The 26346-nt window shown below is 68.1% G+C and carries 16 protein-coding genes; 2 read left to right on the top strand and 14 right to left on the bottom strand.

The genetic code is table 11. The features are described 5' to 3' along the window. Positions 1 to 197 precede the first annotated feature (197 nt). Complete coding sequence (locus JOD97_RS30670) at positions 198 to 4646, top strand: calcium-binding protein (protein WP_209726599.1); 4449 nt, start codon at positions 198 to 200, stop codon at positions 4644 to 4646. Positions 4647 to 4866: 220 nt separating this feature from the next. Continuing rightward, entirely contained in the window at positions 4867 to 5343 is a 477-nt protein-coding gene (locus JOD97_RS30665; protein ID WP_209726598.1) for a hypothetical protein, read from the top strand. Positions 5344 to 5627: 284 nt separating this feature from the next. Here the strand turns inward: JOD97_RS30665 and JOD97_RS30660 are convergent, their stop codons facing one another. From JOD97_RS30660 to fliF, 14 genes are all read right to left on the bottom strand, one after another. Further along, the gene (locus JOD97_RS30660; protein WP_209726597.1) at positions 5628 to 14495 is read right to left on the bottom strand and encodes an S-layer family protein; all 8868 of its coding nucleotides are present in this window, start codon (positions 14493 to 14495) and stop codon (positions 5628 to 5630) included. A gap of 84 nt (positions 14496 to 14579) precedes the next feature. Further along, complete coding sequence (gene fliR / locus JOD97_RS30655) at positions 14580 to 15422, bottom strand: flagellar biosynthetic protein FliR (protein ID WP_209726596.1); 843 nt, start codon at positions 15420 to 15422, stop codon at positions 14580 to 14582. A 47-nt stretch (positions 15423 to 15469) separates the two neighbouring features. Further along, a complete protein-coding gene (gene fliQ, locus JOD97_RS30650; protein WP_209726595.1) occupies positions 15470 to 15739 on the bottom strand; it encodes a flagellar biosynthesis protein FliQ in 270 nt (89 codons plus the stop codon). A gap of 9 nt (positions 15740 to 15748) precedes the next feature. Beyond that, positions 15749 to 16525 carry a flagellar type III secretion system pore protein FliP gene (fliP, locus tag JOD97_RS30645; protein ID WP_209726594.1) on the bottom strand — a complete coding sequence of 259 codons (777 nt, stop codon included), beginning with the start codon at positions 16523 to 16525 and terminating at the stop codon, positions 15749 to 15751. Next, positions 16515 to 17054, bottom strand: a complete 540-nt coding sequence (gene fliO, locus JOD97_RS30640) for a flagellar biosynthetic protein FliO (RefSeq protein WP_209726593.1) — start codon at positions 17052 to 17054, stop codon at positions 16515 to 16517. Before fliO ends, fliP begins: the two co-directional genes overlap by 11 nt. Further along, positions 17051 to 17482: a flagellar motor switch protein FliN gene (gene fliN, locus JOD97_RS30635; RefSeq protein WP_209726592.1), complete on the bottom strand. Its 432-nt coding sequence runs from the start codon at positions 17480 to 17482 to the stop codon at positions 17051 to 17053. The genes fliO and fliN overlap by 4 nt, the downstream gene beginning before the upstream one ends. 39 nt (positions 17483 to 17521) lie before the next feature. Then, positions 17522 to 18502: a flagellar motor switch protein FliM gene (gene fliM / locus JOD97_RS30630; protein ID WP_209726591.1), complete on the bottom strand. Its 981-nt coding sequence runs from the start codon at positions 18500 to 18502 to the stop codon at positions 17522 to 17524. An 11-nt stretch (positions 18503 to 18513) separates the two neighbouring features. Further along, a complete protein-coding gene (fliL, locus tag JOD97_RS30625) occupies positions 18514 to 19026 on the bottom strand; it encodes a flagellar basal body-associated protein FliL (RefSeq protein WP_209726590.1) in 513 nt (170 codons plus the stop codon). Positions 19027 to 19208: 182 nt separating this feature from the next. Beyond that, the gene (locus JOD97_RS33045; RefSeq protein WP_209726589.1) at positions 19209 to 20876 is read right to left on the bottom strand and encodes a flagellar hook-length control protein FliK; all 1668 of its coding nucleotides are present in this window, start codon (positions 20874 to 20876) and stop codon (positions 19209 to 19211) included. 34 nt (positions 20877 to 20910) lie between these two features. Next, positions 20911 to 21351 carry a flagellar export protein FliJ gene (fliJ, locus tag JOD97_RS30615; RefSeq protein WP_209726588.1) on the bottom strand — a complete coding sequence of 147 codons (441 nt, stop codon included), beginning with the start codon at positions 21349 to 21351 and terminating at the stop codon, positions 20911 to 20913. Positions 21352 to 21387: 36 nt separating this feature from the next. Then, positions 21388 to 22788, bottom strand: coding sequence for a flagellar protein export ATPase FliI (gene fliI / locus JOD97_RS30610; protein ID WP_209726587.1), 1401 nt, complete (start codon positions 22786 to 22788; stop codon positions 21388 to 21390). A gap of 1 nt (position 22789) precedes the next feature. Then, a complete protein-coding gene (locus tag JOD97_RS30605; protein WP_229264848.1) occupies positions 22790 to 23545 on the bottom strand; it encodes a flagellar assembly protein FliH in 756 nt (251 codons plus the stop codon). Continuing rightward, entirely contained in the window at positions 23538 to 24536 is a 999-nt protein-coding gene (gene fliG / locus JOD97_RS30600) for a flagellar motor switch protein FliG (protein ID WP_209726586.1), read from the bottom strand. The genes JOD97_RS30605 and fliG overlap by 8 nt, the downstream gene beginning before the upstream one ends. Beyond that, entirely contained in the window at positions 24529 to 26277 is a 1749-nt protein-coding gene (gene fliF / locus JOD97_RS30595) for a flagellar basal-body MS-ring/collar protein FliF (RefSeq protein ID WP_209726585.1), read from the bottom strand. Before fliF ends, fliG begins: the two co-directional genes overlap by 8 nt. Positions 26278 to 26346: the final 69 nt, after the last annotated feature.

Here is a 26346-nt window from a genome sequence, read left to right as displayed (position 1 = left end):
GTAATCTTTTGTATCTATTAAAATTGCCTTTGGTAAATATAAAATTTACCAATGAAGACCCTCCTTTCCATCTTTTCGGCAGCAACCAACTCTCGTGGACGAGCAAGGCGCCACAGGGGCAGGTCGACTTGGCTGCATTGGAAAATAGATTCTCGTTTCGGTCCTGGGAAACTCCCCTTTTTGAGAGATAGCTAAACATGGCAACATTCACGGGTACGACAGGTAACGACTCCCTGGCCGGCAGCACCACTGCGGATCAGATGTTCGGGCTGGAAGGCAACGACACCTTGCTCGGCAACGCCGGCAACGATGTGCTGGACGGCGGCGCCGGCGCCGATGCGCTCAACGGCGGGTTGGGCGTTGATATCGCGACCTATGCCAATTCAGCGGCGGCGGTGACGGTCAACCTGACGACCGGCGCGGCCTTCGGCGGCGATGCCCAGGGCGATACGCTGGTGGCGATTGAGACGGTGATCGGCTCGGCCTACAACGACAGTTTGAGCTCGTCGACCGCCGGGCACACGCTGGCGGGCGGCGCCGGCGACGATCTGTACACGGTCGGCATCGCCACCGTGGTGGTGCTGGAGACGGCCGGCAACGGCTACGACGAGGTGCAGACCGGGCTCGCCGCCCTCAGCATCGCCGGCTACGACAATGTGGAAAAGCTGACCTACACCGGCTCGGCGGCCTTCACCGGCACGGGCAACGCGGGCGACAACCTCATCACCGGCGGCATCGGCAACGACGCGCTCACGGGCGGCGCCGGCAACGACGAGCTCATCGGCGGTGTGGGCAACGACACGCTGGCCGGCGGCGTGGGGGCCGATGTGCTCCGCGGCGGCGCCGGCATCGACACCGCCAGCTACGCCGACGCCGTCGGCGTGGCGGTCACGATCAACCTCAAGACCGGCATCCATACCGGCATCGCCGCCGGCGACGTCTTCGACAGCATCGAGGTGATACGCGGCACGAGCTACAGCGACACGTTTACCGGCGACGCCGACCCCAACAGCTTCGACGGCGGCGCCGCCGGCTTCGACGGCGTCGACTATTCGACCTCGGCGGCGGCCGTCAACGTCAACCTGAGCACCAACGTACTCTCGGGTGGCGACGCCCAGGGCGATTCCCTGGTCTCGATCGAACTGGTGACCGGCTCGGCCTACAACGATACGCTGGCCTCGTCGAACGCCGCCCACACACTGCGCGGCGGCGCCGGCGACGACCTGTATATCGTCGGCGCCGCCGGCGTGGTGCTGGGCGAGGCGGCCGGCAACGGCAACGACGAGGTGCAGACCGGGCTCGCCGCGCTGAGCATCGAGAACTATGACTATATCGAGAAACTGACCTACACCGGCACGGGCGCCTTCACCGGCACCGGCAGCGTGGCCAACAACATCATCACCGGCGGCATTGGCAACGACATGCTCACGGGCGGCGCCGGCAACGACGAGCTCATCGGCGGTCTGGGCAACGACACGCTGGCCGGCGGCGTGGGCGACGACCTGCTGCGCGGCGGCGCCGGCATTGACACCGCCAGCTACGCCGACGCCGTCGGCGCGGCCGTCACGATCAACCTCAAGACCGGCATCCATACCGGCATCGCCGCCGGCGACATCTTCGACAACATCGAGGTGATGCGCGGCACGAGCTACAGCGACACGTTCACCGGCGACGCCAACCCCAACAGCTTCGACGGCGGCGCCGCTGGCTTCGACGGCGTCGATTATTCGACCTCTGCGGCGGCCGTCAACGTCAACCTGAGTACCAACGTGCTCTCCGGCGGCGACGCCGAGGGCGACTCGCTGGTCTCGATCGAGCTGGTGACCGGCTCGGCCTTCAACGATACGCTGGCCTCGTCGAACGCCACCCACATGCTGCGCGGCGGCGCCGGCGACGATATCTATGTGCTCGGCGTCGCCGGCGTGGTGGTGGCGGAGGCGGCCGGCAACGGCAACGACGAGGTGCGCACCGCGCTCGCCACGCTCAGCATCGCAACCTACGACAATGTCGAGAAACTGACCTACACCGGCACGGCCGCCTTCACCGGCACCGGCAACGCCGGCGACAACATCATCACCGGCGGCTTGGGCAACGATACGCTCTACGGCGGCGCCGGCGCGGACGAGTTCCACGGCGGCGCCGGCACCGACGTCGCCGGCTATGCCGACGCCGCCGCCGGCGTTACGATCAACGTCAAGACCGGCATCCATGGCGGCATCGCCGCCGGCGACACCTACGACAGCATCGAGCTGATCCGGGGCTCGAACTTTGCCGACACCTTCACCGGCAAGGCCGGCGCCGACAGCTTCGACGGCGGCGCCGGCGCCGACACGATCGACTATTCGACGTCGGCGGCGGCCGTCACCGTCAACCTGACGACCAACGCCGTATCGGGCGGCGACGCCCAGGGCGATGTGCTGCTCGGGTTCGAGGCGGTGAACGGTTCGGCCTTCGACGACACCTTGAGCTCGTCGACCGCCGGCCACGTGCTGCGGGGCGGCGCCGGCAACGACCTCTACATCGTCAACCTCGCCACTGTCGTGGTGGCCGAGACGGCCGGCAACGGCTACGACGAGGTGCAGACGGCGATCGCCGCGCTCAGCATCGCCGGCTATGGCAGCGTCGAGAAGCTGACCTATATCGGCACGGGCGCCTTCACCGGCACCGGCAACGCCATCGACAACATCATCACGGGGGGCGGGGGCAACGACACGCTCTACGGCGGCGCGGGCGCGGACGAGTTCCACGGCGGCGCCGGCACCGACGCCGTCGGCTATGCCGATGCCACCGCCGCCGTTACGGTCAACCTCAAGACGGGCGTGCACACCGGCATCGCCGCCGGCGACACCTACGACAACATCGAGGTGATCCGCGGCTCGAACTTCGCCGACACCTTCGCCGGCAACGCCGACGCCAACACCTTCGACGGCGGTGCCGGCGTCGACACGATCGATTACTCGAGTTCGACGGCGGCCGTCAACGTCAACCTGACGACCAACGTGGTCGCGGGCGGCGACGCGCAGGGCGATATATTGACCGCGATGGAAGCGGTGACCGGCTCGGCTTTCAACGATACGCTGGCCTCGTCGACCGCCGGCCACACGCTGGCGGGCGGCGCCGGCAACGACCTCTACACGGTCGGCATCGCCAGCGTCGTGGTGGCGGAGGCGGCCGGCAACGGCATCGACGAAGTGCAAACCGGGCTGGCCGCGCTCAGCATCGCGGCCTATGCCAATGTCGAGAAACTGACCTACCTCGGCACGGCGTCCTTCACCGGCACCGGCAACGCGGGCGACAATGTCCTCACAGGCGGTTCGGGCAACGACAACTTGCTCGGCGGCGCGGGGGCGGACGAGTTTTTCGGCGGCGCCGGCATCGACACCGTCAGCTACACGGACGGCAACGCCATGACCTTGAACTTCGCCACCGGCGACTTCTCCGGCATCGGCCACGGCGACAGCTTCCACGATATCGAGAAATTCGCCGGCTCGAATTTTGGCGACATCTTCATCGAGAGTGGCGACAGCCATCAGCTCGATGGCCAGTCCGGGGTTGACATGGTGAGTTACGAAACGGCGACATCGGCAATCACGTTCGATCTGGCCGCCAAAATCCAAACGGGTATCGCTGCGGGCGATCTCCTGACGAACATCGAGGTCATTCAAGCGACTGGTTTCGCCGACACCCTGGTCGGCGACGGGAACGCCAATATTTTCATCGGCGGCGCCGGAGCCGACGCGATCACCGGCGGTTTGGGCAACGACACCTCGTGGTACTTGCATAGTGTCGCCGGCGTCCAAATCGATCTGGCGGCGGGAACGGCCGCCGGTGGCGATGCCGCCGGCGACGCGCTGACCAGCGTCGAGAACCTGATCGGATCCTCCCTCAACGACACGATCACCGGCAATACGGCCGTCAATGTTCTCGAGGGCGGCTATGGTGACGACATCATCTATGGTGGTGACGGGGCCGATACGATCTTCGGTGACGTGGGCAGTTCCGTCTTGCCGCTGATTGCCGCAAACAGTGGGGCACAGGCGGATATGCTGTATGGCGGAAACGGCAATGACACGATCACGACCGCGGCGAACGATGTCGGCAGCATTGCCTTTGGCGAAGCCGGGGTGGACACGATCACCGTCGTCAACGGCATCGCCGATGGCGGCATCGGCAATGATTTCCTCACGGTGCGCAGCGGCCAGGCCCTGGGCGGCGAGGGCGACGACCGCATCGCCGTGAACGGACAAGGCGTGGCACGGGGAGGCGATGGCGATGACGGCATTACCGGATATGGCAGCCTGTATTCCCTGTATGGCGATGCCGGCGCGGACACGCTCAACCTCGATGGCGTGGGAGACGCTTTTGGTGGTGAAGGCGGCGATACATATTATGTGAAGTCGTCGGGCATCGTCCACATACGCGATACGGGAACGACAGGCACCGACTATGTCTATTTGAACAATATCGCCACGTTTAACGATCTCTTCCAAGAGCAACGGGGCGATGATCTATATTTGACTTCCCAGGCCGACATGAACGACAACGGCGTGGGGAATTCAGGCGTGCTGTTGCTAGGCTGGTTCACTGGTGGAAACACCGTTGAATTTATCGTTACCGCAGACGGCGGAATTCATCCTGGCACCTAACAAATGATGCCCGACAAACCCGTTTCGACGGGTTTTCGGGGAGATCAAGACGGCAGCGATGGCGTATGGCTGCTCACGTGCGGATTTTTATAGCACATCGCGGCTGCTGTAAAAAGCAATGACGGGGGGGATTTGCCGTTCTTCTCCCCCGTTCATGGCACGCGCGGAGGCGGTAGGATTGCATGTGGAAGCTGACTACGCTTTGATCAAAGGACAGAAGATGACGACCATTTCCAGCAGTACCGCCACAGCTGTCCAGGTGGCGCCTTCAAGGCGCATTGCGGTCGAACCCGGTAACGAGGTCAAGGCCTTTCGCGCTGTCGAGCATGAGGTCACGGTTTTTCGTCGCGGAACGCCGACAGCCGAGCAAACGGCGGAGGTCGCTAAACGCAGAGCCGCTGCGGAAGAACTGGCAGCCGGCACCGCGAAGCAAGTGCGCGAAGCGGAAAAGATGCGTCCAGAAATAAACGAGATGTACTTGCCGAACATAGCGACCATGTCGCTTGAAAATGCAAGGAATGCCGCGGGTATCACTCGAGTGATCATCGACAATCGCGGGGATATGGGTTTCAATGAAACCGCGATGCCGAGGGCGACAGCGGGACAGGCAACCGGCCCTTCGCAGGCGAATACAATTGCCGCATCGGTTTATCGCCTGATGCAAGGCATGGCCGGCAACAGTGGCACCGAAGGCTAGGCAGTCCTTGCCCGAGCACCCGCCGACCTCACCCGGTTAACACTACACAACCTCGCCATCCTCGGGGATGCGCACGCGGCCCTGAACGCCATGTCGCTCCGGCCCGTTAGCCAACTATCGACACTTGCGGGCGATGAGCGCCCATGGCCCGCCCCGGCCGTCCACCGGCGCTGGGACGGCGCTGTGACATAGTCCCCTCCAGTTTTTTGCTGGAAGGAGGAAGCAAAAAAAAGCGGCAAGCATCGGGCTTGCCGCTTTGGTTTTGAAGGCCGGCGCCGAACGCCTTACTTCGCCGCCAGCATACCGTTGATGCTAGCTTTGCGGAACCATTCGTCGGTGTGCGCCGTCGCGCTGCCGCTCAAACCGGTGCTGGCGTCGTAGCGTTTGATTTGCTCGGCCAGCGTGGCGATATTGCCGCTCAAGCCGTTCAATCCGCTTGAGTTGGACCGCGCGCCGACATCGGCCGTCGCGCCGGACGGCGCCGGCATCGTCAACTGGCCCTGGGCCGCCTGCGCCAACGCGTAGCCGCCCAGCGCCTGCGCCAGCGCACTCACTTGCGTGCTCACCGGTGTTCCTACCTGCAAGCTTGCCGGCGTGCTCGCCGGCGCCGCCCGTTCGGCGCGGAACCAGACGTCGGCCACCTGCCCGACGTGGCCGTCGGTGCTGGTGTAGCTGGAGCGCAATCCGATCCAGTTACCGTTGTCCAGTTCGCTGGTCGCCGTGGCGCCCACCGTAAGGCTGGCGATGCCCAGCGCGTCCAAGGTGCGCAATTCGTCGCCCTGGCTGATGCCGTCCGCGTTGGCGTCCACCCACACGCGCAGGTCGCCGAACTGCGCGTCCTGGCGGTCGACCACGCCGTCGCCGTTGGCGTCGAGCCCGGCCAGCGCGGCGAAGCCGTCGCGCGCCTTGGCGCCGCCGGCCGTGGCGGTGGATGTGCCGAACAGCTCGCCGCCGTCGTTGATCGCGCCGTCATGGTTGCGGTCGAGCGCGAGCAGGCCGTCGCCTTGGCCGACCCAGCCGGTCGCGACCTGGTGGCCGTCCGCGTGCAGGTCGAAGCGCACCCCGGCCGCCACGTCGCGCGTGCGCACGCCGTTGCCGTCGAGGTCGAGGATCAGCGGGCTGGTCAGCAGCGCCGCGCGCTGCTCGTCGGCCATCGCCGACAGCTGGTCGGCGCTGAACGCGCCGGCCTGCACCATCGTGAAGGCCGACAGTTCGGCCACCGTCAGCGCGGCGATCTGGTCCGACGTCAGCGCGGCGATCTGGGTCGCCTTGAGCGCGCGCACCTGCGCCGTCGAGAACGAGGCCACCTGCAGTGCGCTCAGGTTGGCGATCGTCGCCGCCGACAGCGCGCCCACCTGCGCCGTGCGCAGCGCGACGATGTCGTTGGCGTCGAGCGCCTGGATCTGGTCGGAGTTGAGCGCGTTGAACACGGCCGCGTTCAGCGCCACCACCTGCGGCGCGTCCAGCGTCGCGATCTGGGCGGTGGTCAGGCCGAGCGCCTGCGCCGCGCCCAGCGCGGCCAGCTGGTTGGTGCGCAGGCCGCCGATCATGCCGGCCTCCAGCGCCGAAATCTGGGCCGACGTGAAGCCCACCATCTGCCCGGCCGTGAAGGTGTTGAGCGAGGTGAGCGAGGCCAGCTGGCTGGTGCTCAGGCCGCGCACCTTGGTCACGTCCAGCCCGGCCAGCGCGCGCGTGCCCAGCGCCGAGAATTGCTCGATCGTCAGCGCACCCAGCTGGTTGGTCTTGAGCGCGCTCAGCTGCGCCGAGTTCAGGCTGCCGACCGAGGCCACGCTGAGCGCGGCGATTTGCAGCGTGCTCAGCGCCGGCAGGTTCAGGCCCGGGATCTGGCGCGTGCCCAGCGCGCCGAGCTGGGCGGCGGTCAGCTGCGCCACCTGGGTCAGCGCCAGCCCGCCCAGCTGCGTCGAGCGCAGCGTGGCGAAGTGGTCGACGTCGATCGCGCCCACTTGCTGCGTCGTCAGCGCCGCCACCTGGCCGGCGTTGAGCGCGGCCAAGGTGCGCAGGCTGTTGAGCTGGTCGCTCGACAGCGCGCCGATGTCGCCGACGCTGATGGCGTCGATCTGCGAGGTGTTCAGGCCGGCGACCTGGGCCAAGGTCAGCGCCGCGATCTGCGGCCGGGTCAGGGCGTCGACCTGGGCGTCGCTGAGCGCGCCGATGTCGTCGACCTCCATGCTGGCGATCTGGTCGGTGCTGAGGCCGGCCAGCGCGGCCGCGCCGATGGCGCGCACCTGGGCCGTGCTCAGCGCGGCCAACTGGTCGGTGGTGACGCCCTGCAGCTGCGCCGCCGTCAGCGCGGCCACCTGGGCCGTGCGCAGCGTGGTGAACTGGTCCATGGCCAGCGCGGCCAGCTGCGCCGTCGTCAGCGCGCCGATCTGCGTGGCGCCGAACGCCGACAAACTCGTCAGCGCGGCCAGCTGGGCGTTGCTGACCGCCTTCATCTGGGCCGCCGTCAGCGCGGCCAGCTCGGCCGTGGACAGCACGCCGAACTGGTCGACGCCCAGCTGGGCGATCTGCGCCGTCGTCAGGCTGGCGAACTGGGCTGTGCGCAGCCCCGCCAGGTCCTCGATCTCCATCGCGGCGATCTGCTCGCTCGACAGGCCGCGCAGCGCGGCCGTGCCCAGCGCGCGCCACTGCTCGGCCGTCAGCGCCTGGATCTGGTGCGTGGTCAGCGCCTGCACCTGGCGGCTGGTGAGTGCGGCCACCTGTTTGCTGCTCAGCCCGGTCAACTGGGTGTCGCTGAGCGCCTGGATGCGGTCGGTGCTCAGCGCCGCCACCTGGGTCGTGCTCAGCGAGGCGATCATGTCGAGCAGCGCGAATTGCGCCGGCGTCAGGTAGCCCAGCTGGGCCGAGCTCAGCGCGGCCACCTGGGCCGACGTCAGCGCCTGCAGCTGGGCGTCGCTCATGTTGGCGATCTCGTCGGACGTGAGCGCGCGGATCTGCGCGGTGCGCAACGCCGCCAGGTCGCCCGGCTCGAACGCGGCGAACTGGTCGACGCTGAGCAGGGTGATGGCGCGGGTCGACAGCGCCTTCGCCTGGTTGTTGCCCAGCGCGGCGACCTGGTCGACCGTCAGCGCGCGCACCTGGCGGTCGCTCAGCGCGGCGATGCCGGCGGTGCCGATGGCGCCGATCTGGTCGGTGGTGAGGGCGACGATCTGGTCGGTCGTCAGCGCCATCACCTGCGTCGAGCGCAGCGCGGTGATGTCGGCGCCCTCGATCGCGCCGACCTGCTCGGCGGTCAGCGCGGCCAGCGCGCGCGTGCTCAGCGACACGATCTCGGCGGTGGTGAGCGCGACGATCTGGTCGGTCGTCAGCAGCGCGGCCTGGGTGTTGCTCAACGCGGCGATCTGGACGGTGCGCAGCGCGGCGATCTGCTCGGGCAGCAGCGCCTGCAGCTGGTCGGCCGTCAGCGCCCGCACCTGGGCCGTCGTCAGCGCCCGCAGGTTGACGAGCGCGTGCAACTGGTCGGCCGTCAGCACGCCCAGCTGGGTCAGCTTCAGGCTGGCCACCTCCTGCGACGTCAGCGCGGCGATCTGGTCGGTGGTGAACGCCAGCAACTGGTCGGTGCTCAGCGCCTGCACCTGCGCCGTCTTCAGGCCGGGGATGTCGCGCGCCTCGATGGCGGCGATTTGGTCGACCGTCAGGGTGGCCAGCGCGGGCAGGCTCAGCGCGCCCAGCTGGGCCGGGCTCAGCGCGGCGAGCTGGTCGGCCGTGAGCACCGTCATCTGCACCGTCTGCAGCGCGCCGATCTGGCGCGTGCTCAGCAGTTCGATGTCGGACGCGGTCAGCGCGGCGATGCGCGCCAGCGACATCGCGGCGATCTGCGCCGTCGTGTAGTCGGCCAGGTTGCCCAGCGCGGCGGCCTGCTCCGGCGTCATCGCGCCCAGCTGGTTTTGCGAGAAGGCGGCGATGTCGGCGCTGCTGAGCGCGTGCAACTGGTCCAAGGTCAGCGCGACGACCTGGTCGGTGGTGAGCGAGCGCAGCTGCGCGGTGGTGAACGCGGCCAGGTCCTCGACCTCGATCTGGGCGATCAGCGTCGGGTCCAGGCGCGCCAGCAGGCCGGTGCCGATGGCGCGGATCTGGCCGGTCGACAGCGCGATCAGCTGGGCCGCCGTCAGGCCGCCGGCCTGGTTCTTGGTCAGCGCCGCCAACTGCTTGGTGCCCAGGGTGGCGAAGCGCTCGGCCGCCATCGCGCCCAGCTGGTCGGTGCTCAGCGCGGCGATCTGCGCCGACGTCAGCGGCTTGAGGCTGGACAGCGCGGCGATCTGGTCGGTGCTTAGGTAGCCGATCTGGCGGGTCGTCATCGCGGCGATCTCGGCGCTGGCCAGCATGCCGTACTGGTCGGTCGACAGCGCCGCCAGCTGGTCGCTGGTGAGCGCGACGAACTGGCTGGTCTTGAGCGCGGCCAGGTCGTCGCCGGCCAGCGCGACGATCTGGTCGGTGGTGAGCGCCGCGATGGCCCCGTTCGACAGCGCGCGCACCTGCGCCGTCGTCAGCGCCGGGATCTGGTCGCTGGTGAAGTACTGGATTTGCGCGGTGCTGAACGCGGCGATCTGGGCGGTGCGCAGCGCGGCGAACTGGTCCGGCGTGAGCGCGATGATCTGGTCGCTCGACAGGCCGGCGATCTGGCGCGTGCTCAGGCTGGCCAGGCTGCCCAGCGCGGCGAACTGCGCGGTGCTGAGCACGGCGATCTGGCGGCTGGTCAGCGCGCCGATCTCCTGGCTGGTCATGGTCGACAGCTGCGCCAGGGTCAGCGCGGTGATTTGGTCGGTCGTCAGCGCGGCCACCTGGTCGGTCCGCAGCGCCACCAGGTCGGCCAGTTCGATCGCGGCGATCTGGTCGGTCGTGAGCGCCGCCAGCGCGGCCGTCGCCAGCCCGCGCACCTGGCGCGTCTCGAGCGCGACGATCTGGTCGGTGGTGAGCGCCTGCAGCTGGGCGCTGGCCAGCGCGTTGAGCTGGCGCGTCGACAAGGTGGCGATCTGGCCCAGCCCGAGGCTGTCGATCTGGTCCGTCGTCAGCGCCCGCACCTGGGTCGTCGTCAGCGGCGCCAGGCTTGCCAGGCTGCCGATCTGGGTGGTCGACAGCGCGGCCACCTGCGCGCCCGTCAGGCTGGCCAGCGCGCGCGTGCTCAGCGCGGCGAACTGGCCGGCCGTCAGCGCCGCCAGTTGATCGCTGTTGAGGGCGGTGATCTGGTTGGTGCCCAGCGCGGCGATGTCGACCGCCTCGATCGCGGCCACCTGGTCGGTGGTCAGCGCGGCCAGGGTGGCGGCGCCCAGGCTGCGCACCTGCGCCGTGCTCAGCGCGACGATCTGGTCGGTCGTCAGCGCGCCCACCTGGGCGCTGGTCAGGCCGGCGATCTGGTTGGTGCGCAGGGTGGCGATGCGGCCCGGCGCCAAGCTGGCGATCTGGTCGGTGGTGAGCGCGGCGATCTGCCGGCTCGTCAGCGGCGCCAGGTTGGCGAAGCTGGCCACCTGGTCGGTCGTGAGCGCGGCGATCTGGCGCGTGGTCAGCGCGGCGATGTCCTGCGTGCTCAGCGAGGCGAACTGGACGTTCGTGAGCCGGCCCAGCTGGTCGGTGCTCAGCGCGGCGATCTGCCGCGTCGACAGCGCCAGCAGGTCGGCGATCTCGATGGCCGGCACCTGGTCGGACGTCAGCGCGGCGATCTGGTCCGAGCCGAGCGCGCGGAACTGCGCCGTGCCCAGGGTGACGATGGCGTTGGTCGTCAGCGCGGCGATCTGGTCGGTCGTGAGCGCGGCGATCTGGCGCGTGGTCAGGCTGACGAGGATGCCGGCCGACAGCGAGGCGATCTGGTCGGTGGTGAGCGCGGCGATGGCCGCCGTCGAGAAGCTCGCCAGCGACGCCAGCGCGCCGAGCTGGTCGGTGGTGAGCGCGGCCTTCTGCTCGGCCGTCAGCGCGGCGATCTCCTGCGTCGTGAGCACGGTGATCTGGTTGGTGGTCAACGCCGCCACCTGGTCGGTCGACAGCGCCGCCACCTGGCGCGTCGACAGGCTGGCCAGCGCCGTGTAGCCCAGCGCGACGATCTGGTCGGTGGTCAGCAGGCCGATGTTGGCGGTCGACACGCCGCGCCACTGGGCCGTGGCCAGCCCGGCGATCTGGTCGGTGGTGAGCGCGATCAACTGGTCGCTGTTGAGGGCGGCGATCTGGTTCGAGCGCAGCGAGCGCAGGTCGGCCAGGTTCAGGTGCGACAGCTGGTCGGTGCTGAACGCGCCCAGCTGTTTGGTGGTCAGCGCGGCCAAGGTGGCCAGCGCGTCGATCTGGGCGTCGTCCAGGCTGGCGATCTGGGCGGCCGTCAGCGCGGCCACCTCGGCCGTCGTGAGCGCGCGCAACTGTTGGCTGCTCAGCGCGTCGAGCTGGTCGCTGCCGAGCGCGCTCAGCTGGCGCGTGCTCAGCGCCACCAATTCGTCGGGGCGCAGCGCGGCGATCCGGTCCGTGCCGAGCGCGGCGATACGGTCCGTGCCCAGCGCGCGCACCTGCGCCGTCGTCATCGTGCGCACCTGGTCGCTGGTCATGGCGGCGGCCTGCTCGACGCTGAGCGCGGCGATCTGGCTGGTCAGCAGCGCGGCGAAATCGGCCGTGCCCAGCTGGGCGAGCTGGTCGGTCGTCAGCGCCGCGATCTGGCGCGACGTCAGCGGCGCCAGGCCGCTCAGCGCGGCGATCTGGTCGCTATTGAGCACGGCCAGCTGCTCGGCGCCCAGCGCGCGGATGCCGGCCGTGCCCAGCACGGTCAACTGGGCGGTCGTCAGCGCGACGATCTGGTCGGTGGTCAGCTGCGCCAGCTGGGCCGTGCGCAGCGCGCGGAAGTCGCGCGTCTCGATCGCGGCGATGGCGTCGGTGGTCAACGCGGCGATGGCGCCGGCGCCCAGCGCCGCCAGTTGCGCGCTGTTCAGCGCGACGATCTGGTCGGTGGTGAGCGCGGCCAGCTGGTCGCTGTCCAAGGCGCCGACCTGGCGCGTGGCCAGCTTGGCGAAGTCGGTGGTCGTGATGCTGGCCACCTGGCTGGTGGTCAGCGCGTGGATCTGGCGCGTGGCCAGCGCGTCGATAAAGCGCAGCGCGTCGATCTGGTCGGTGCTCAGCGCGGCGATCTGGTCGCTGTTGAGGGCGACCGTGCCGGCCGTGCCCAGCGCGGCCACCTGGGCCGTGCCCAGCGCGGCGATCTGGTCGGTCGTGAGGCCGTTCAGCTGGACCGTGTCGAGGCCGGCGATGTCGCGCGTCTCGATCGCGGCGATCTGGTCGGTCGACAGCGCCGCCAGGGTCGCCGCGCCCAGTGCGCGCAGCTGCGCCGCGCTCAACGCGACGATCTGGTCGGTCGTCAGCGCCAGCGCCTGGTCGGCCGACAGCGCGCGCAGCTGGCCGCTGGTCAGGGTGGCCAGGTCGCGCGTCGTCAGCGACGCCAGTTGGCCGGTGGTCAGGCCGGTGATCTGGGCGCTGGTCAGCATGGCCAGGGTCGTCAGCGCGTTGAGCTGGTCGCTCGTCAGCACGCCGATCTGGTCGGTGTCGAGCGCGGCGACGGCGGCGCTGGCGAGCGCGCCGAACTGGTCGCTGCCCAGCGCGACGAGCTGGTCGGTCGACAGCCGCGCCACCTGCGCCGATTGCAGCGCGGCGATGTCGCGCGTCTCGATCTGGCCGATCTGGGCGCTGGTGAGCGCGTTGAGCATGGCCGTGCTCAGGCCGCGGTACTGGGCCGCCGTCAGGTCGACGATCTGGGCCGCCGTCAGCGCCTGGATCTGCTCGGCCGTCAGCGCCGCCAGCTGCGCGCTGCTCAGGTTGACGAGGTCGCGCGTCTCCAGCGAGACGATCTGGTCGGTCGTGAGCGCCGTCATCTGCAGCGTGCCCAGCGGCGCCAGGCTCTTGAGCGCGGCGATCTGGTCGGTGCTGAGCACGGCCAGCTGCGCCGGCAGCAGCGCGGCCAGGTTGTCGCTGCCGAGCGCGGCCATCTGGTCGGTGGTCAGCGCCGCCAGCTGGTCGTCGCGCAGCACGCGGATCTGGGCGCTGGTGAGCTTGGCGACGTCGCGCGTCTCCAGCGCGGCCACCTGGTTGCTGGTCAGCCCGGCGACCATGGTGGTGGTCAACGCCTGCACCTGGGCCGTCGTCAGCCCGGCGATCTGGTCGGTGGTGAGCGCCTGCACCTGGTCGGGCACCAGCGCCGCCAGCTGCCGCGTGTCGAGCACGGAGATGGTCTTGGTCGTCAGCGCGACGATCTGGTCGGTGGTGAGCGCGGCCATCTGCGCCGAGTTCAGCGTCGCCAGCGACGTCAGCGCGACGATCTGGTCGGTCGTCAGCAGCGGCAGCTGGTCGGCGGTCAGCGCGGCGATGGCGTTGCTGCGCAGCGCGTGCACCTGGTCGGTGCTCAGGCCGGCCAGCTGGTCGCCGTTGAGCAGGGCGATCTGGGCGCCGCTCATGGCCACCAGGTCGCGCGTCTCGATCGCGGCGATCTGGTCGCTGGTGAGCACGGCCAGCGAGGCCGTCGCCAGCGCGGCCAGCTGCACGCTGCCCAGGCCGGCGATCTGGTCGGTCGTGACCACGGCCAGCTGGTCGGCCGTCAGCGCGTTGATCTGCTGGGTGGTCAGGCGCGCCATGGCGGCCGTCGCCAGCGACGTCAGCTGGCCGGCGCCCAGCGCCCGGATGGCGCCGGTGCTCAGCGCCGCCAGCTGGCGCGTGGCCAGCGCGTTGAGCTGGTCGGTGCTCAGTGCCGCCACCTGGTCCGAGCCGAGCGCGGCGATTTGGACGGTTTGCAGCGCGCGCAGGTCGTCGCTCTCGAGCGCGGCGACCTGGCTGCCGTTGAGGGTGTTGAGCTGGCGGCTGGTGAGGGCGGTCATCTCGCGCGTGGTCAGCGCGACCAGCTGGTCGGTGCTCAGCAGCGCGACCTGGCCCGTGGTCAAGGCGGCCACCTGCGGCAGCGACAGCGCCTGCACCTGGTCGGTGGTCAGGCCGGCCAGGCCGTCGGCGGTCAAGGCGCCCAGTTGGCGGGTGCCGATGGCGCGCAATTGGTCCGTGCTCAGCGCGGTGAACTGGTCCGAGCTGAAGGCCGCGATGTCTTCGGTCGTCAGGCTGGCGATGCGGGCGGTCGTCAGACTGGCGACCACCTCTGTTGTCATGCCTGTGATAAACGAAGTCATTATAGGGTCTCCCGGGGAGCTTCCATGATACGCTTTAAATTGCCGCACGGAAACCAAATACTGCCGAACGGCGATTGAACGTTGCTATGGCGCAAGGCCCGGAGGTCGGTTCGGCAAGCTTGCCGGTTTGACAGGGGGCGGCCGTTGCGACCAAGTGCGCGGCATCAGCCGCGCCCGTTCTATGCCATCCAAAAACAGGTTCTGTATCGGCGTCGCCAGATACGGCAGTGTCATGGCGACCACCAGCAAACCCACACCTAAAGTAATCGGAAATCCGATGCCAAACAAATTCAGGGCCGGCGCCGCCCGCGTCAAAATGCCCAGCGCGACGTTGGTGATCAACAGCGCGGCGACGATCGGCAGCGACAACTGCACGCCGGTGCTGAAGATGCGCCCGCCCCAGTCGGCCAGCTGCTTGAAGCCGCCGGCGTAGAGCGGCGTGGCCGACACCGGCAACGTCGTAAAACTCTCCACCAGCACCGACAGCAACACCAGGTGCGCGTTGACCGCCAGGAAACCCATGGTGGCCACCAGCGCCAGGAACTGGCTGATCGCCGACGAGCGGCCCTGGGTGTTGGGGTCGAAAAACGTCGCAAACCCCAGCCCCATGGTCAAACTGGAAATCTCGCCCGCCATCTCGACCGCCGCGAACACGATGCGGATGCTGAACCCCATCGCCAGCCCGACCAGCATCTCCTGCGCCACGATCAGCAGCCCGGCCAGCGACAGCGGATCGGCCGCCGGCAGCGCCGGCACCGTCGGCGCCACGATCATCGCCAGCATCGCGCCCAGCATCACCTTGACGGTGGCCGGCACCGCGTTGTTGCCGAACAACGGCGCGGCCGCCAGCAGGCCGAGGATGCGCGTGAGCGGCCACAGCAATCCTGCGATCCACAAGTTGATATCGGCACTGGAGACGGTAATCATGAGGGTTTGTTACCCACCGTTACATTTCTCTGTGGAATTAGTAGCATTTAGCCAACGAGGTTCGGGATGCCGCCGAACACTTCGCGCATATAGTCGAGCATGACCGACAACATCCACGGCCCGGCCACGACCAGCGCCACGAAGATGCCGACCAGCTTGGGGATGAACGACAAGGTGGCCTCGTTGATCTGCGTGGCGGCCTGGAAGATGCTGACCACCAGGCCGATGATCAGCGCCACCAGCAGCATCGGCGCGGCGATCATCAGGGTGACCTCCATCGCGTGGCGGCCCATCGTCATGACGCTTTCCGGTGTCATCGCGCCCTCCTAGTAAAAACTTTGCGCCAGCGAGCCGAGCAGCAACTGCCAGCCGTCGACCAGCACGAACAACATCAGCTTGAACGGCAGCGAGATCACCGCCGGCGACATCATCATCATGCCCATCGACATCAGCACCGACGCCACCACCATGTCGATGATCAGGAACGGGATGAAGATGGCAAAGCCGATCTGGAACGCCGTTTTGAGCTCGCTGGTGACGAACGCCGGCACCAGGATGCGCAGCGGCACGTCCTCCGGCCCCTGCAGCGCCGGGCTGCGCGACAGCTTGACGAACAGCGCCAGGTCGGCCTGGCGGGTCTGCTTCATCATGAACGCCTTGAGCGGGGCGGCGCCCTTGTCCATCGCGTCGGTCATGGTGATCTTGTTTTCCTGCAGCGGCAGGTAGGCCTCGTTGTAGATCTTGTCGAAGGTCGGCCCCATGACGAACAGGGTCAGGAACAATGCCAGCCCGACCATCACCTGGTTGGGCGGCGCCGACTGCGTGCCCAGCGCCTGGCGCAGCAGCGACAGCACGATGATGATGCGGGTGAAGCAGGTCATCAACAGCAGCGCGGCCGGGATGAACGACAGCGCCGTCATCAACAGCATGGTCTGCAGCGGCAGCGTGTAGTTGGTGCCGCCGCCCGGCGCCGGCGTCGCGTTCAGCGCCGGGATGCCGATGTTGGACTCGGCGCCGGCCAGCAGCGGCAGCGCCAGCGCGCCGGCCAGCAACAGCAGCTTGACGGCGGTCGCGCCCGCGGACTTGCCCGGCCTATTTGCCATTGCGCTTGTCGATCGTTTGTTTGAACCACTCGGCGAAGTTGGCCGTCTGCAGGGTGGCGCTGCCGGGCGGGGCGGCCTCGGCGGCGTCCTGGCGCGGCATGGTGGCCAGCGCGTTCATGCGGCCGGGCGAGGCGCCGACCACGATCCATTGTTCGCCCACCTCGACCACCAGGATGCGCTCGCGCGTGCCCAGGCTCAGCGAGCCGACCAGCTTGACGGTGCCGCCGCCGCCGCCCAGGTTGCGCGGGCCGAAGCGCTTGAGGAACCAGGCGCCGCCCACCAGCAGCGCCAGCACGAACAGCAGCGCGAAGGTGGTTTGCAGCAGGCCGCCGGCGCCCTGGGACGCCGGTTGCGGGGTGGGGATGGTCATCGCCAGCGGGCCGGGCGGCGTGGTCGCTGCTGTCGCGGCCGGCGCCGCCGTCGTGGTCGCGGCCGGTTGGTCGGCGGCCGGCGCGCTGGTCTGCGCCATCGCGGGCGCGGCGGCCAGGGCCGCCGCGAGGATCAGGGAGTAGGGGAGTCCGTGCTTCATTTATTCAGTTTTCGGATGCGTTCGGAGGGCGTGATGATGTCGGTCAGGCGGATGCCGAACTTGTCGTTGACCACCACCACCTCGCCCTGGGCGATCAGGCAGCCGTTGACCAGCACGTCCATCGGTTCGCCGGCCATGCCGTCGAGCTCGACCACCGAACCCTGCGCCAGTTGCAGCAGGTTCTTGATGGCGATCTTGGTGCGCCCCAGCTCGACCGTCAGCTGGACCGGGATGTCGAGGATGAAGTCGATATCGTTGTGGGTCTCGTTCTTGCTCGGCGTGCCGGAAAAGTCCTTGAAGACGGCCGCGCTGGCGGCCTGCTGCGCTTGCTGCGCCTGCAGCGCCGCCGCTTCCGCCTGGGCTTGCTCGGCGATCGCGGCGCCCCAAGGGTCGTCCATGCTTTGATCGTCGTCTTGATTGTCCGACATGTTTCTCTCCTGTGTTGCGGCCCGGCCAACGCGCCGGTGTTATTTAAGGTTATCGGTATTGGCCAGCAGTTTCTCGACCTTTAACGCGTATTGTCCGTTCATCACGCCGTAGCTGCAGTCCATCACCGGCACCCCGTCCACCGTCGCCGAGATCAGTTCCGGGATCGTCAGCGGGATGATGTCGCCCACCCGCATGTTGAGGATCTCGTCGAAATTGACCTTGGCCGTGCCCAGCGAGGCGACCACCTCGACCTCGGCGATCTGGATCTGCTGCGTCATCAGGCGGATCCAGCGCTTGTCGACCTCCAGCGCCTCGCCCTGCAGGCTCGAGGTCAGCGAATCGCGGATCGGCTCGATCATCGAGTACGGCATGCAGAAGTGGATCTGGCCCGACACCGAGCCCAGCTCCACCGTGAAGGTCGACGCCACCACCACCTCGTTGGGGGTGGCGATGTTGGCGAACTGGGTGTTCATCTCCGAGCGGATGTACTCGAACTCGACCGGGTAGACCGGCTCCCACGACTTGGTGTAGGCCTCGAACACGATATCGAGGATGCGCAGGATGATGCGCTGCTCGGTCTGCGTGAAGTCGCGCCCCTCGACCCGCGTGTGGAAGCGGCCGTCGCCGCCGAACAGGTTGTCCACCAGCAGGAACACCAGGCCCGGATCGAACACCATCAGCGCCGTGCCGCGCAGCGGCTTCATGTGCACCAGGTTGAGGTTGGTCGGCACCACCAGGTTGCGGATGAATTCGCTGTACTTGGACACCCGCACCGAGCCCACCGACACCTCGGCGCTGCGGCGCAGGAAGTTGAACAGGCCCACCCGCAACAGGCGCGCGAAGCGCTCGTTGATGATCTCCAGGGTCGGCATGCGGCCGCGGACGATGCGTTCCTGCGTGGCCAGGTTGTAGGTGCGGACGCCGGCCACGTCCTCCTGCTGCTGGGCGTCGTCCTGGTCGCCATTGACGCCCTTCAAAAGGGCATCGACTTCTTCCTGGGAGAGAAAATTATCGGCCATGGTGGGTCTGCTTACTGGATGATAAACGACGTGAACAGCACATCGATGACGTCCTGCTTGTCGCCGCGCGGTTCGAACGGTTCCGACAGCTGCGCCACGATTTCCTTCGACAACTCGACCTTGCCCTCGGGCGTGCTCAGGTCGGCGGCTTTTTTGCTCGACAACAGCAACAGCACGCGGTTGCGCACCTTGGCCATGTTCTTCTTGATATTGTCGGCCTCTTCCAGGCTGCCCACCTCCAGCGTGAAGGCCAGCTGCAGATACTGGTCGGCGCCGGCCTCGCCCGGTTGCAGGTTGACGGTGAACGGCTCGACCGGGATGTACTCCGACGGCCCGGCCTTCTTGGCCGATTTTTTCTTGACCGGCTTGTCTTCCTCCTCGTGCGCGTCGGCCTTGCCGTGCATGAAGAACCAGGCCGCGCCGCCGCCGGCGGCGGCCAGCAACAGCACCACCGCGACGATGATGATGATCAGTTTTTTGCTGCCGCCGCCTGCGGGCGCTTCAACTTTCTGATCGGCTTTCACTTTTGGATTCGCTTTCAAAATTACCCTTGCCCTTGCCCTGATGGTGCGAATGGATCATTTCGCCATTATGTCATTATCGGTTGTGCCTGCGCGGTTGGAAACGCCGAAAAGAAGGGCGATCCAGTCGCTGCTTGCCACTTCCATAGTTGAACCGACAACAAAACCGCCGGCGCCGGCCCGCGTCAGGCGAAGGTGTCGACCGCGCCGGCCGCCGTGCGGCGCGGCGCGGCGCTGGCGCGCGCGCCGCCGCCATCGCCACCGCGGCCGCCGCCGTCCGCCCCGGCCCCGCCGGCGCGGGCGCCGCGCTGGCCGCCGCTATTGTTTTGCATGGACGCGGCTTGCTGATTGAAACCGTTGTTCTGGTCCGACATTCCGGACGATACCGTCGCGCTGCCAAGCTGGATGCCGGCCTCGCTCATCATCTCGCGCAGCTTCGGCAGGGCCGCTTCGAGCGCCTGGCGCACCTCCGGCTGGGCCGAGCTGAAGGCGGCCGTGGCCTGGTCCTTGTTCACGCTCAGCACCACCTGCAGCGGACCGAGGTCCGGCGGATTCAGTTCCATGGTGGCGCTTTGCTCGCCGCCGGCGGCCATGAAGATGACCTTCTGGCCCAGCTGCTGGTCCCAGGCCTGGGTGCCGACGCGGCTGGTGAGCTTGTCGGTCGGCGCGGCCACGGCCGCCTTGGCGGTTTCGAGCGCGGCCTGCGCGGTCGGCGCGATGGCGGCGCTGGCGTTCTCCTTCGGCACGGCCAGGGCTTCGGCATTGGCGGCGGCGGCGACGCGCGGCGCGGCGGCGGCCAGTGCGGCGTCGGACTGACGCTGTTGCGCTTGCTGCGACTGGGTCAATTGTTGCTGGAAGTCGGCGGCCGGCGCGGTCTTGCCGCTGGTGGCGGCGCCGGCGTCGGCGTCCGTGCTGGCGGCCGTATCTTTCGCCACGGCGCTGGCGCCGGCCTTGTCGTCCGGGCCGGCCACGCCGGGGGTGGCGTTGGTGGTGGCGTTGACGTAGTGCACGGCGTCGGCTGGAATTGGGGTCAGCTTGCCGGCCGCGTTGGCGGCGTCGGCGGCGGCCTTGGCGCTGGCGGCCGCGGCGGCGGCATCGCTGGCCGCCTGCGCGCTGGCGCCGGCGCTGGTCAGCGCGGCCTTGAAGTCGGCGGCGGCATCGGCGCCGGCGCCGGCCTTGGCGGCCAGCAGCGCTGCGTCGTCGAGCGCGCTTGCATCGGCGGCGGCGGGGGCCTGGTCGGCGGCGGCCAGCGCGGCGGCAGCGTCGGCGGCGGCATCGCCGGCTTTGGCGGCGGCCAGTTCCGCCGCCAGCGCTGCGGCGTCGGCGGCGAGCGATGTCGCGCTGGCGCCGCCGGCGCTGATGGCGGCCGGGGCATCGGCGGCGGTGGAGGCGGCCGGGGCCGGCGGTTGATTGAACGCGGCCACCAGGGCCAGCATGTCGGCCACCGGATCGGCCGCTTTGGCCGCCTGGGCGTCGCTGCTGGCGCTGTCGGTGGCGTCGTCGGCGGCGGCTTTAGCCGGGGCTGGCGCCGGCGCGGCCGTCGCCGCGTCGGCGCGCACGGCCGGCTGGGCCGCCTTGTCGGCGTGGTTGGCCGCGTCGGCCTGCTGGTTCTGCGGCTGCGCCGGTTTGGCGGGCGCCGCCTGTTTCGGCGCCGACGGGCGCGACGCCGGCGCCGGACGCTCCGGCGCCTTGGCGATCATGTTGCCGTTGTTGGCCTGGCGTTGATCCATCTCGCGCGACAGCGCCTGCTTGAACGCGTTGTTGTCGCCGCCCGCGCCCAGGTTCAGATTGGCCTTGGGCACCGAGACCGCGTTGGCGTTCAGCGTCGGGAGTGGGAGAGGGGAAGTTTGCATGATCGCGCCGTGTCGGTAGGGTTTAACTGTGTGGTCAACGCTTGTAATAAGCCTGTCGTGCTGCGTGTTCGTCCATCTGCTTCTGGTCGCGCTTGTTTTCCACCTTCAGCGCCTCGGCCGCCGCCCGCTCGTTCAGCGTCGAGTAGGACATGCGCTTGCGCTCGGCGGTCTGCCACGCGGCCTTTTCCTGCTCGCCGCGGTACTCGGCGTGGCGGATCATGTCGAGTTGGCCCTTGACGGCCACGTCCAGCTTTTCCATGAAGGCCTGGAAATTGCGGTAGGCCATGGGCGTGATGCCGTTGGCCTGGGCCTCCTCGAAGCGCTTGACGTATTCGTCGCGGTAGCCGACCAGCATCTGGTGCTTCTGCCTGGCCTCGTCGACCGCCTTGAGGGCCGCGCCCAGCCGCTTGGCGGCGTCGTCGGTTTCGCGCCGCGCCAGGTCGATCAGGGTTTCAAGTTGCGCTTTAGATGCCATAGTGAATCAATTATAGGGGGCGCCGCGCGCCGTCCATCACTCGAACAGAGAGGTAAGTTGGCCCAAACTCTCGCCCATGGTGACCCGTTCGGTGATTTGTTGCTGAAGAAAATTTTCTATCCGATCGTGCAGAACGATAGCCTGGTCCAATACCGGGTCGGTGCCGGGGGCGTAGGCGCCCACGCTGATCAGGTCGCGGCTGCGCTCGTAGCGCGAAAACAGTTGTTTCAGGTGGCGCGCGCGCTGCTGGTGCTCGTGCGAGGTGATCGAGTGCATGGCGCGGCTGATCGACTGCTCGACGTCGATGGCCGGATAGTGGCCGGACTCGGCCAGCCGGCGGTTGAGCACGATGTGGCCGTCGAGGATGGCGCGCGCCGAGTCGGCGATCGGGTCTTGCTGGTCGTCGCCCTCGGTCAGCACGGTGTAGAAGGCGGTGATCGAGCCGCCGCCGATCTCGCCGTTGCCGGCCCGTTCGACCAGCACCGGCAGCTTGGCGAACACCGACGGCGGATAGCCCTTGGTGGCCGGCGGCTCGCCGATGGCCAGCGCGATCTCGCGCTGCGCCATGGCGTAGCGGGTCAGCGAATCCATGATCAGCAGCACGTTCTGGCCCTTGTCGCGGAAGTGCTCGGCGATGGCGGTGGCGTAGGCCGCGCCCTGCAGCCGCATCAGCGGCGGCGCGTCGGCCGGCGCCGCCACCACCACCGAGCGCGCCAGGCCTTCCTCGCCGAGGATCTGCTCGATGAACTCTTTTACCTCGCGTCCCCGTTCGCCGATCAGGCCGACGACGATGATGTCGGCCTCGGTGTAGCGCGCCATCATGCCCAGCAGCACAGACTTGCCGACGCCGGAGCCGGCGAACAGGCCCATGCGCTGGCCGCGTCCCACGGTCAGCATGGCGTTGATCGAGCGCACGCCGACGTCGAGCGTGTCGACGATGGGCGCGCGGCCCAGCGGATTGGCGGGGCGGGTGTTGATCGGCGCGCTGTCGGAGGCGTTGAGCGGGCCGAGGTTGTCGAGCGGCCGGCCGGCGCCGTCGAGCACGCGGCCCAGCAGCTCCGGGCCGACCGGCAAGTGGCGCGCGCGGTCGCTGGGGCGGCGGCGCGGATGGGCCACCGTGCCCGGTTTCGGGATGGCCGGCTCGACCGGGAACACGCGGGTGCCGGGCACCACGCCCTCGACATCGCTTTGCGGCATCAGGAACAGGCGGTCGCCCTCGAAGCCGACCACCTCGGCCTCGATCTTGCCGCCGCTGGGCAGCGGCACGGTGCAGGCGGCGCCGACGGCCAGGCGCAGGCCGACCGCCTCCATGACCAGGCCGGCCACGCGGGTGACGCGGCCGGAGACCTGCATCGGCTCGACGAAGCCGACCAGCGCGCCGCAATCGCCCAGATAGGCTTTCCAGCGGCCGGCGTGCGGGTTGGGGGCGGCGCTCATGTCAGTCCAGCCAATCGACTTCTTTGCCCAGCGCGTGGCTCAGGCGCTGCCAGCGGGCGGCGGCGGTGGCGTCGATCTGGTTGCTGGCGGTGTCGACCTTGCAGCCGCCGCGGCCGACGTTGGCGTCCTCGATCACGCGCCAGCCGCCCTTGTCGAGCTCCTCGCCGATGGCGGCCCGCACGATGGCGGCGTCGTCCGGGTGCAGTTGCAGCTGCGCCGGCTGTTGCAGCGCCGGCAGGTAATCGATGGCGCCGCGCACGATCGGCAGGATCAGCTCCGGCTTGACCTGCAGCGCGTTTTTCAGCATGCCCTTGGCCAGCTGCAGCGCCAGGTCCAGCACCTCGTTGGCGATCAGCTGGTCGGCGTCGCGCAGGGCGTCGCCGAAGCTGTCGGCCAGCGTCCGCATGTGCTGCAATTGCTCCTTGGTGGCGACTTCGCCGGCGGCCAGGGCGTCGGCGTGGCCGGCCGCGTGGCCCTCGTCGTAGCCGGACTGGCGCGCCTCCTCGCGGATTTGCTCGAGTTCCTCGACGGTCGGGTAGTCGAGCGGCGGCGGCAGCGGCGGGCCGATCTCGACCAGTTCCTGCTGCTCCAGCAGCGCCTCGTGCACGCGCTGCTCGGCCGCGACGCGCGCGGCCTCGGCGTCGCGTTCGCGCTGCTCGGCCTCGCGCAGCGCCAGCGCGCTGGGGCGCTCGTCGCCGAACGAACGCATTTCCCAGCGCTGGAACGCGGTTTGCTGCTCTTTTGGCAAATTAGACAAACGAATCCTCGCCTTTGCCGCCCAACACGATCTGGCCCTCGTCGGCCAGGCGGCGGACGATCTGCAGGATCTGCTTCTGCTGGGTCTCGACCTCGGACAGGCGCACCGGCCCCTTCGACTCGAGGTCCTCGCGCATCATCTCGCTGGCGCGCGCCGACATGTTCTTGAAGATCTTGTCGCGCAACTCCTGCGACGCGCCCTTGAGCGCGATGATCAGCATCTCGGACTGCACCTCGCGCAGCAGCAGCTGGATGCCGCGGTCGTCGATATCGATCAGGTTGTCGAACACGAACATCTCGTCCATGATCTTCTGCGCCATGTCGTTGTCGTAGTTCTTGATGTTGTCCATCACCGAACCTTCTTGCTCGCCGCTCATGAAGTTGAGGATCTCGGCGGCCGTGCGCACGCCGCCCAGCGACGACTTCTTGATGTTCTCGTTGCCCGACAACAGCTTGGTCAACACGTCGTTCAACTCGCGCAGCGCGGCCGGCTGCACGCCGTCGAGCGTGGCGATGCGCAGCACCACGTCGTTGCGCAGGCGGTCGGTGAAATGGCTCAGGATCTCGCACGCCTGGTCGCGCTCGAGGTGGACCAGGATGGTGGCGATGATCTGCGGGTGCTCGTTGCGGATCAGTTCGGCGACTGACTGCGAATCCATCCACTTGAGCGACTCGATGCCGGAGGCGTCCTTGCCGCCCAGGATGCGCGACAGCAGCACCGATGCCTTGTCGTCGCCCAGCGCCTTGGTCAGCACCTGGCGGATGTACTCGTCGGAGTCGAGGCCCACGGTGGAGGCGGCGGCGACCATCTCGCGGAAGTTGTCGAGCGTGCCGACCACCTCCTCGTGCGGCACGTTCTTCATGGTGGCCATGGCCGCGCCCAGCTTGAGCACCTCGCGCGGGCCGAGGTATTTCATCACTTCGGCCGCTTCGCTCTCGCCCATCGCCAGCATCAGGATGGCGGCCTTTTGGAGTCCGGTATTCTCAGTCATTTGCGCCTATCCATTCCTTGATCACGTTGGCAACGATGCGTGGGTCCTCGACGGCCAGTTTCTTGGCCATCGCCAGGTTTTCGCGGTAAGTCTTGACGGTGTTCTCTTCCATCTTGCGCAGCTCTTCCTCGGCGATGAGGGCCTCGTCGGGGCCTTCCTCGACCACTTCCTCGGGCTCTTCCGGTTCCGGCTCCGGCGCGTTGATCTCGTCGATCTTCTTGAACACCGGGCGCATCATCGGCCGCACGATGCGCAGCACGATGTACAGCAGGATCAGCGCGGTGATCAGGAACTTGGCCAAGTCCTTGGCCATCGGCAGGTTGGCCGGATCGCGCCACCAGTCGAGGGCCGGCTCGAACGGCCGGTCGACGCCGTCGAACGGCGAATTGGCCACGCTGACGGCGTCGCCGCGGTCCTGGTTGTAGCCCATCGCCTGCTTGACCAGGTCGTTGATCTTGGCCATCTCCTCGGGAGTATAGGCTTTAATGGTGACTTTGCCGTTCTTGTCGACGATGCGTTTGTAATTGACCACAACGGCCACCGTCATGCGGCGCAGGCCGCCCATGCCGCGCGTCTCGTAGCGCACGGTCTTGTCGACTTCATAATTGGTGGTCGACTCCTTGTGCTTGGATCCGGCCGTGGTGGCGTTGGCCGCGCCCGGCGGCGTGCCCGGCGCCGGCGCGTTGGCGCCGTTGGCGGCGGCCTGGTCGAGCGGGGCGGTGGCCGTGCCGGGCGGCTGGTTCGACAGCGCGCCCGGGATGCCGCCCGGATTGGTGTTGGCGTCGCCGCTGGTCTCGCTGCTTTGCTGGCTGCGGATGGCCGACGCCGCCGGCGGCGAGTTCGGCTTGTAGGTCTCGGCAGCCTGCTCGATCTTCGAGAAATCGACGTCGGCGGTGGCCTCGGCGCGCACGTTGCCCTCGCCGACGATGGGGACGATGATCGACTCGACCTGCTTGATGACCTGCAGCTGCATGTCCTTGACATACTTGAGCTGGGTTTCATCCATGTTCTTGGCGTTCAAGCCGCCGTTGCCGTTCTTGTTCTGGTCCGAGATCAGGTTGCCGGCCTGGTCGACGACGGTGACGTTGGCCGGCATCAGCTCGGGCACGCTGGATGCGACCAGGTGCACGATGGCGGCGGTCTGGGCCGGATCGAGCATGCGGTTCGGGTGCAAGGTCAGCAGCACCGACGCGGTCGGCTTCTGCTGGTCGCGCACGAACACGGACGGTTTGGGCAGCGCCAGGTGGACGCGGGCGTTCTCGACGGCGGCCAGCGACTGGATCGAGCGCGCCAGCTCGCCCTCGAGGGCGCGCTGGTAGTTGACCTGTTCGAGGAACTGCGACACGCCCAGCTTCTGGTTCTCCATCAGCTCGAAGCCGACGTTGCCGCCCTTGGGCAAGCCCTGCGCGGCCAGTTTCAGGCGGGCGTCGTGGACCTGGTCGGTTGGCACCAGGATGGCGGTGCCGTTGTCGGAGAACTTGTGCTTGATGTTCAGCTTGTCGAGCTCGGCCGTGATGGCGCCGCCGTCGCGGTCGGTGAAATTGGAGAACAGCACGCCGTAATCGGGCGGTTTGTTCCACAGATACAGCCCGATGATGATCGCCACGATCGCGGCGGCCCCGGCCGCGCGCAGGAAATTGCGGCCCATCGGGGTACGGATGAAGGGCAGCCTTTCCGCACCGTCGTCGCCTGGCGCGGGCGGGGCTGCTGTGTCGTTGTCGATTGCTTCGGCTGCGGCCATGATGGTTGGGTTCCGGGTGGTCTGAAAGGGGGAGTACAGATTATTGCTTGTTGTGCGGAAATTTAATGC

The sequence above is a fragment of the Duganella sp. 1411 genome, from assembly GCF_017833525.1.
In the GTDB taxonomy this organism is placed as follows: Bacteria; Pseudomonadota; Gammaproteobacteria; order Burkholderiales; family Burkholderiaceae_D; genus Rugamonas.
The sequence above is the reverse complement of the archived record's forward strand: the minus strand, read 5'-3'. Positions and strand labels throughout refer to the sequence as shown.

Excerpts from the sequence above, each read along its gene's own strand:
- fliG (WP_209726586.1), bottom strand. The coding sequence starts at position 24,536 with ATGACTGAGAATACCGGACTCCAAAAGGCCGCCATCCTGATGCTGGCG.
- JOD97_RS30665 (WP_209726598.1), top strand. The coding sequence starts at position 4,867 with ATGACGACCATTTCCAGCAGTACCGCCACAGCTGTCCAGGTGGCGCCT.
- fliO (WP_209726593.1), bottom strand. The coding sequence starts at position 17,054 with ATGAAGCACGGACTCCCCTACTCCCTGATCCTCGCGGCGGCCCTGGCC.
- fliM (WP_209726591.1), bottom strand. The coding sequence starts at position 18,502 with ATGGCCGATAATTTTCTCTCCCAGGAAGAAGTCGATGCCCTTTTGAAG.
- fliQ (WP_209726595.1), bottom strand. The coding sequence starts at position 15,739 with ATGACACCGGAAAGCGTCATGACGATGGGCCGCCACGCGATGGAGGTC.
- fliF (WP_209726585.1), bottom strand. The coding sequence starts at position 26,277 with ATGGCCGCAGCCGAAGCAATCGACAACGACACAGCAGCCCCGCCCGCG.
- JOD97_RS30670 (WP_209726599.1), top strand. The coding sequence starts at position 198 with ATGGCAACATTCACGGGTACGACAGGTAACGACTCCCTGGCCGGCAGC.
- fliR (WP_209726596.1), bottom strand. The coding sequence starts at position 15,422 with ATGATTACCGTCTCCAGTGCCGATATCAACTTGTGGATCGCAGGATTG.
- fliP (WP_209726594.1), bottom strand. The coding sequence starts at position 16,525 with ATGGCAAATAGGCCGGGCAAGTCCGCGGGCGCGACCGCCGTCAAGCTG.
- fliJ (WP_209726588.1), bottom strand. The coding sequence starts at position 21,351 with ATGGCATCTAAAGCGCAACTTGAAACCCTGATCGACCTGGCGCGGCGC.
- fliN (WP_209726592.1), bottom strand. The coding sequence starts at position 17,482 with ATGTCGGACAATCAAGACGACGATCAAAGCATGGACGACCCTTGGGGC.
- fliI (WP_209726587.1), bottom strand. The coding sequence starts at position 22,788 with ATGAGCGCCGCCCCCAACCCGCACGCCGGCCGCTGGAAAGCCTATCTG.
- JOD97_RS30660 (WP_209726597.1), bottom strand. The coding sequence starts at position 14,495 with ATGACTTCGTTTATCACAGGCATGACAACAGAGGTGGTCGCCAGTCTG.
- JOD97_RS33045 (WP_209726589.1), bottom strand. The coding sequence starts at position 20,876 with ATGCAAACTTCCCCTCTCCCACTCCCGACGCTGAACGCCAACGCGGTC.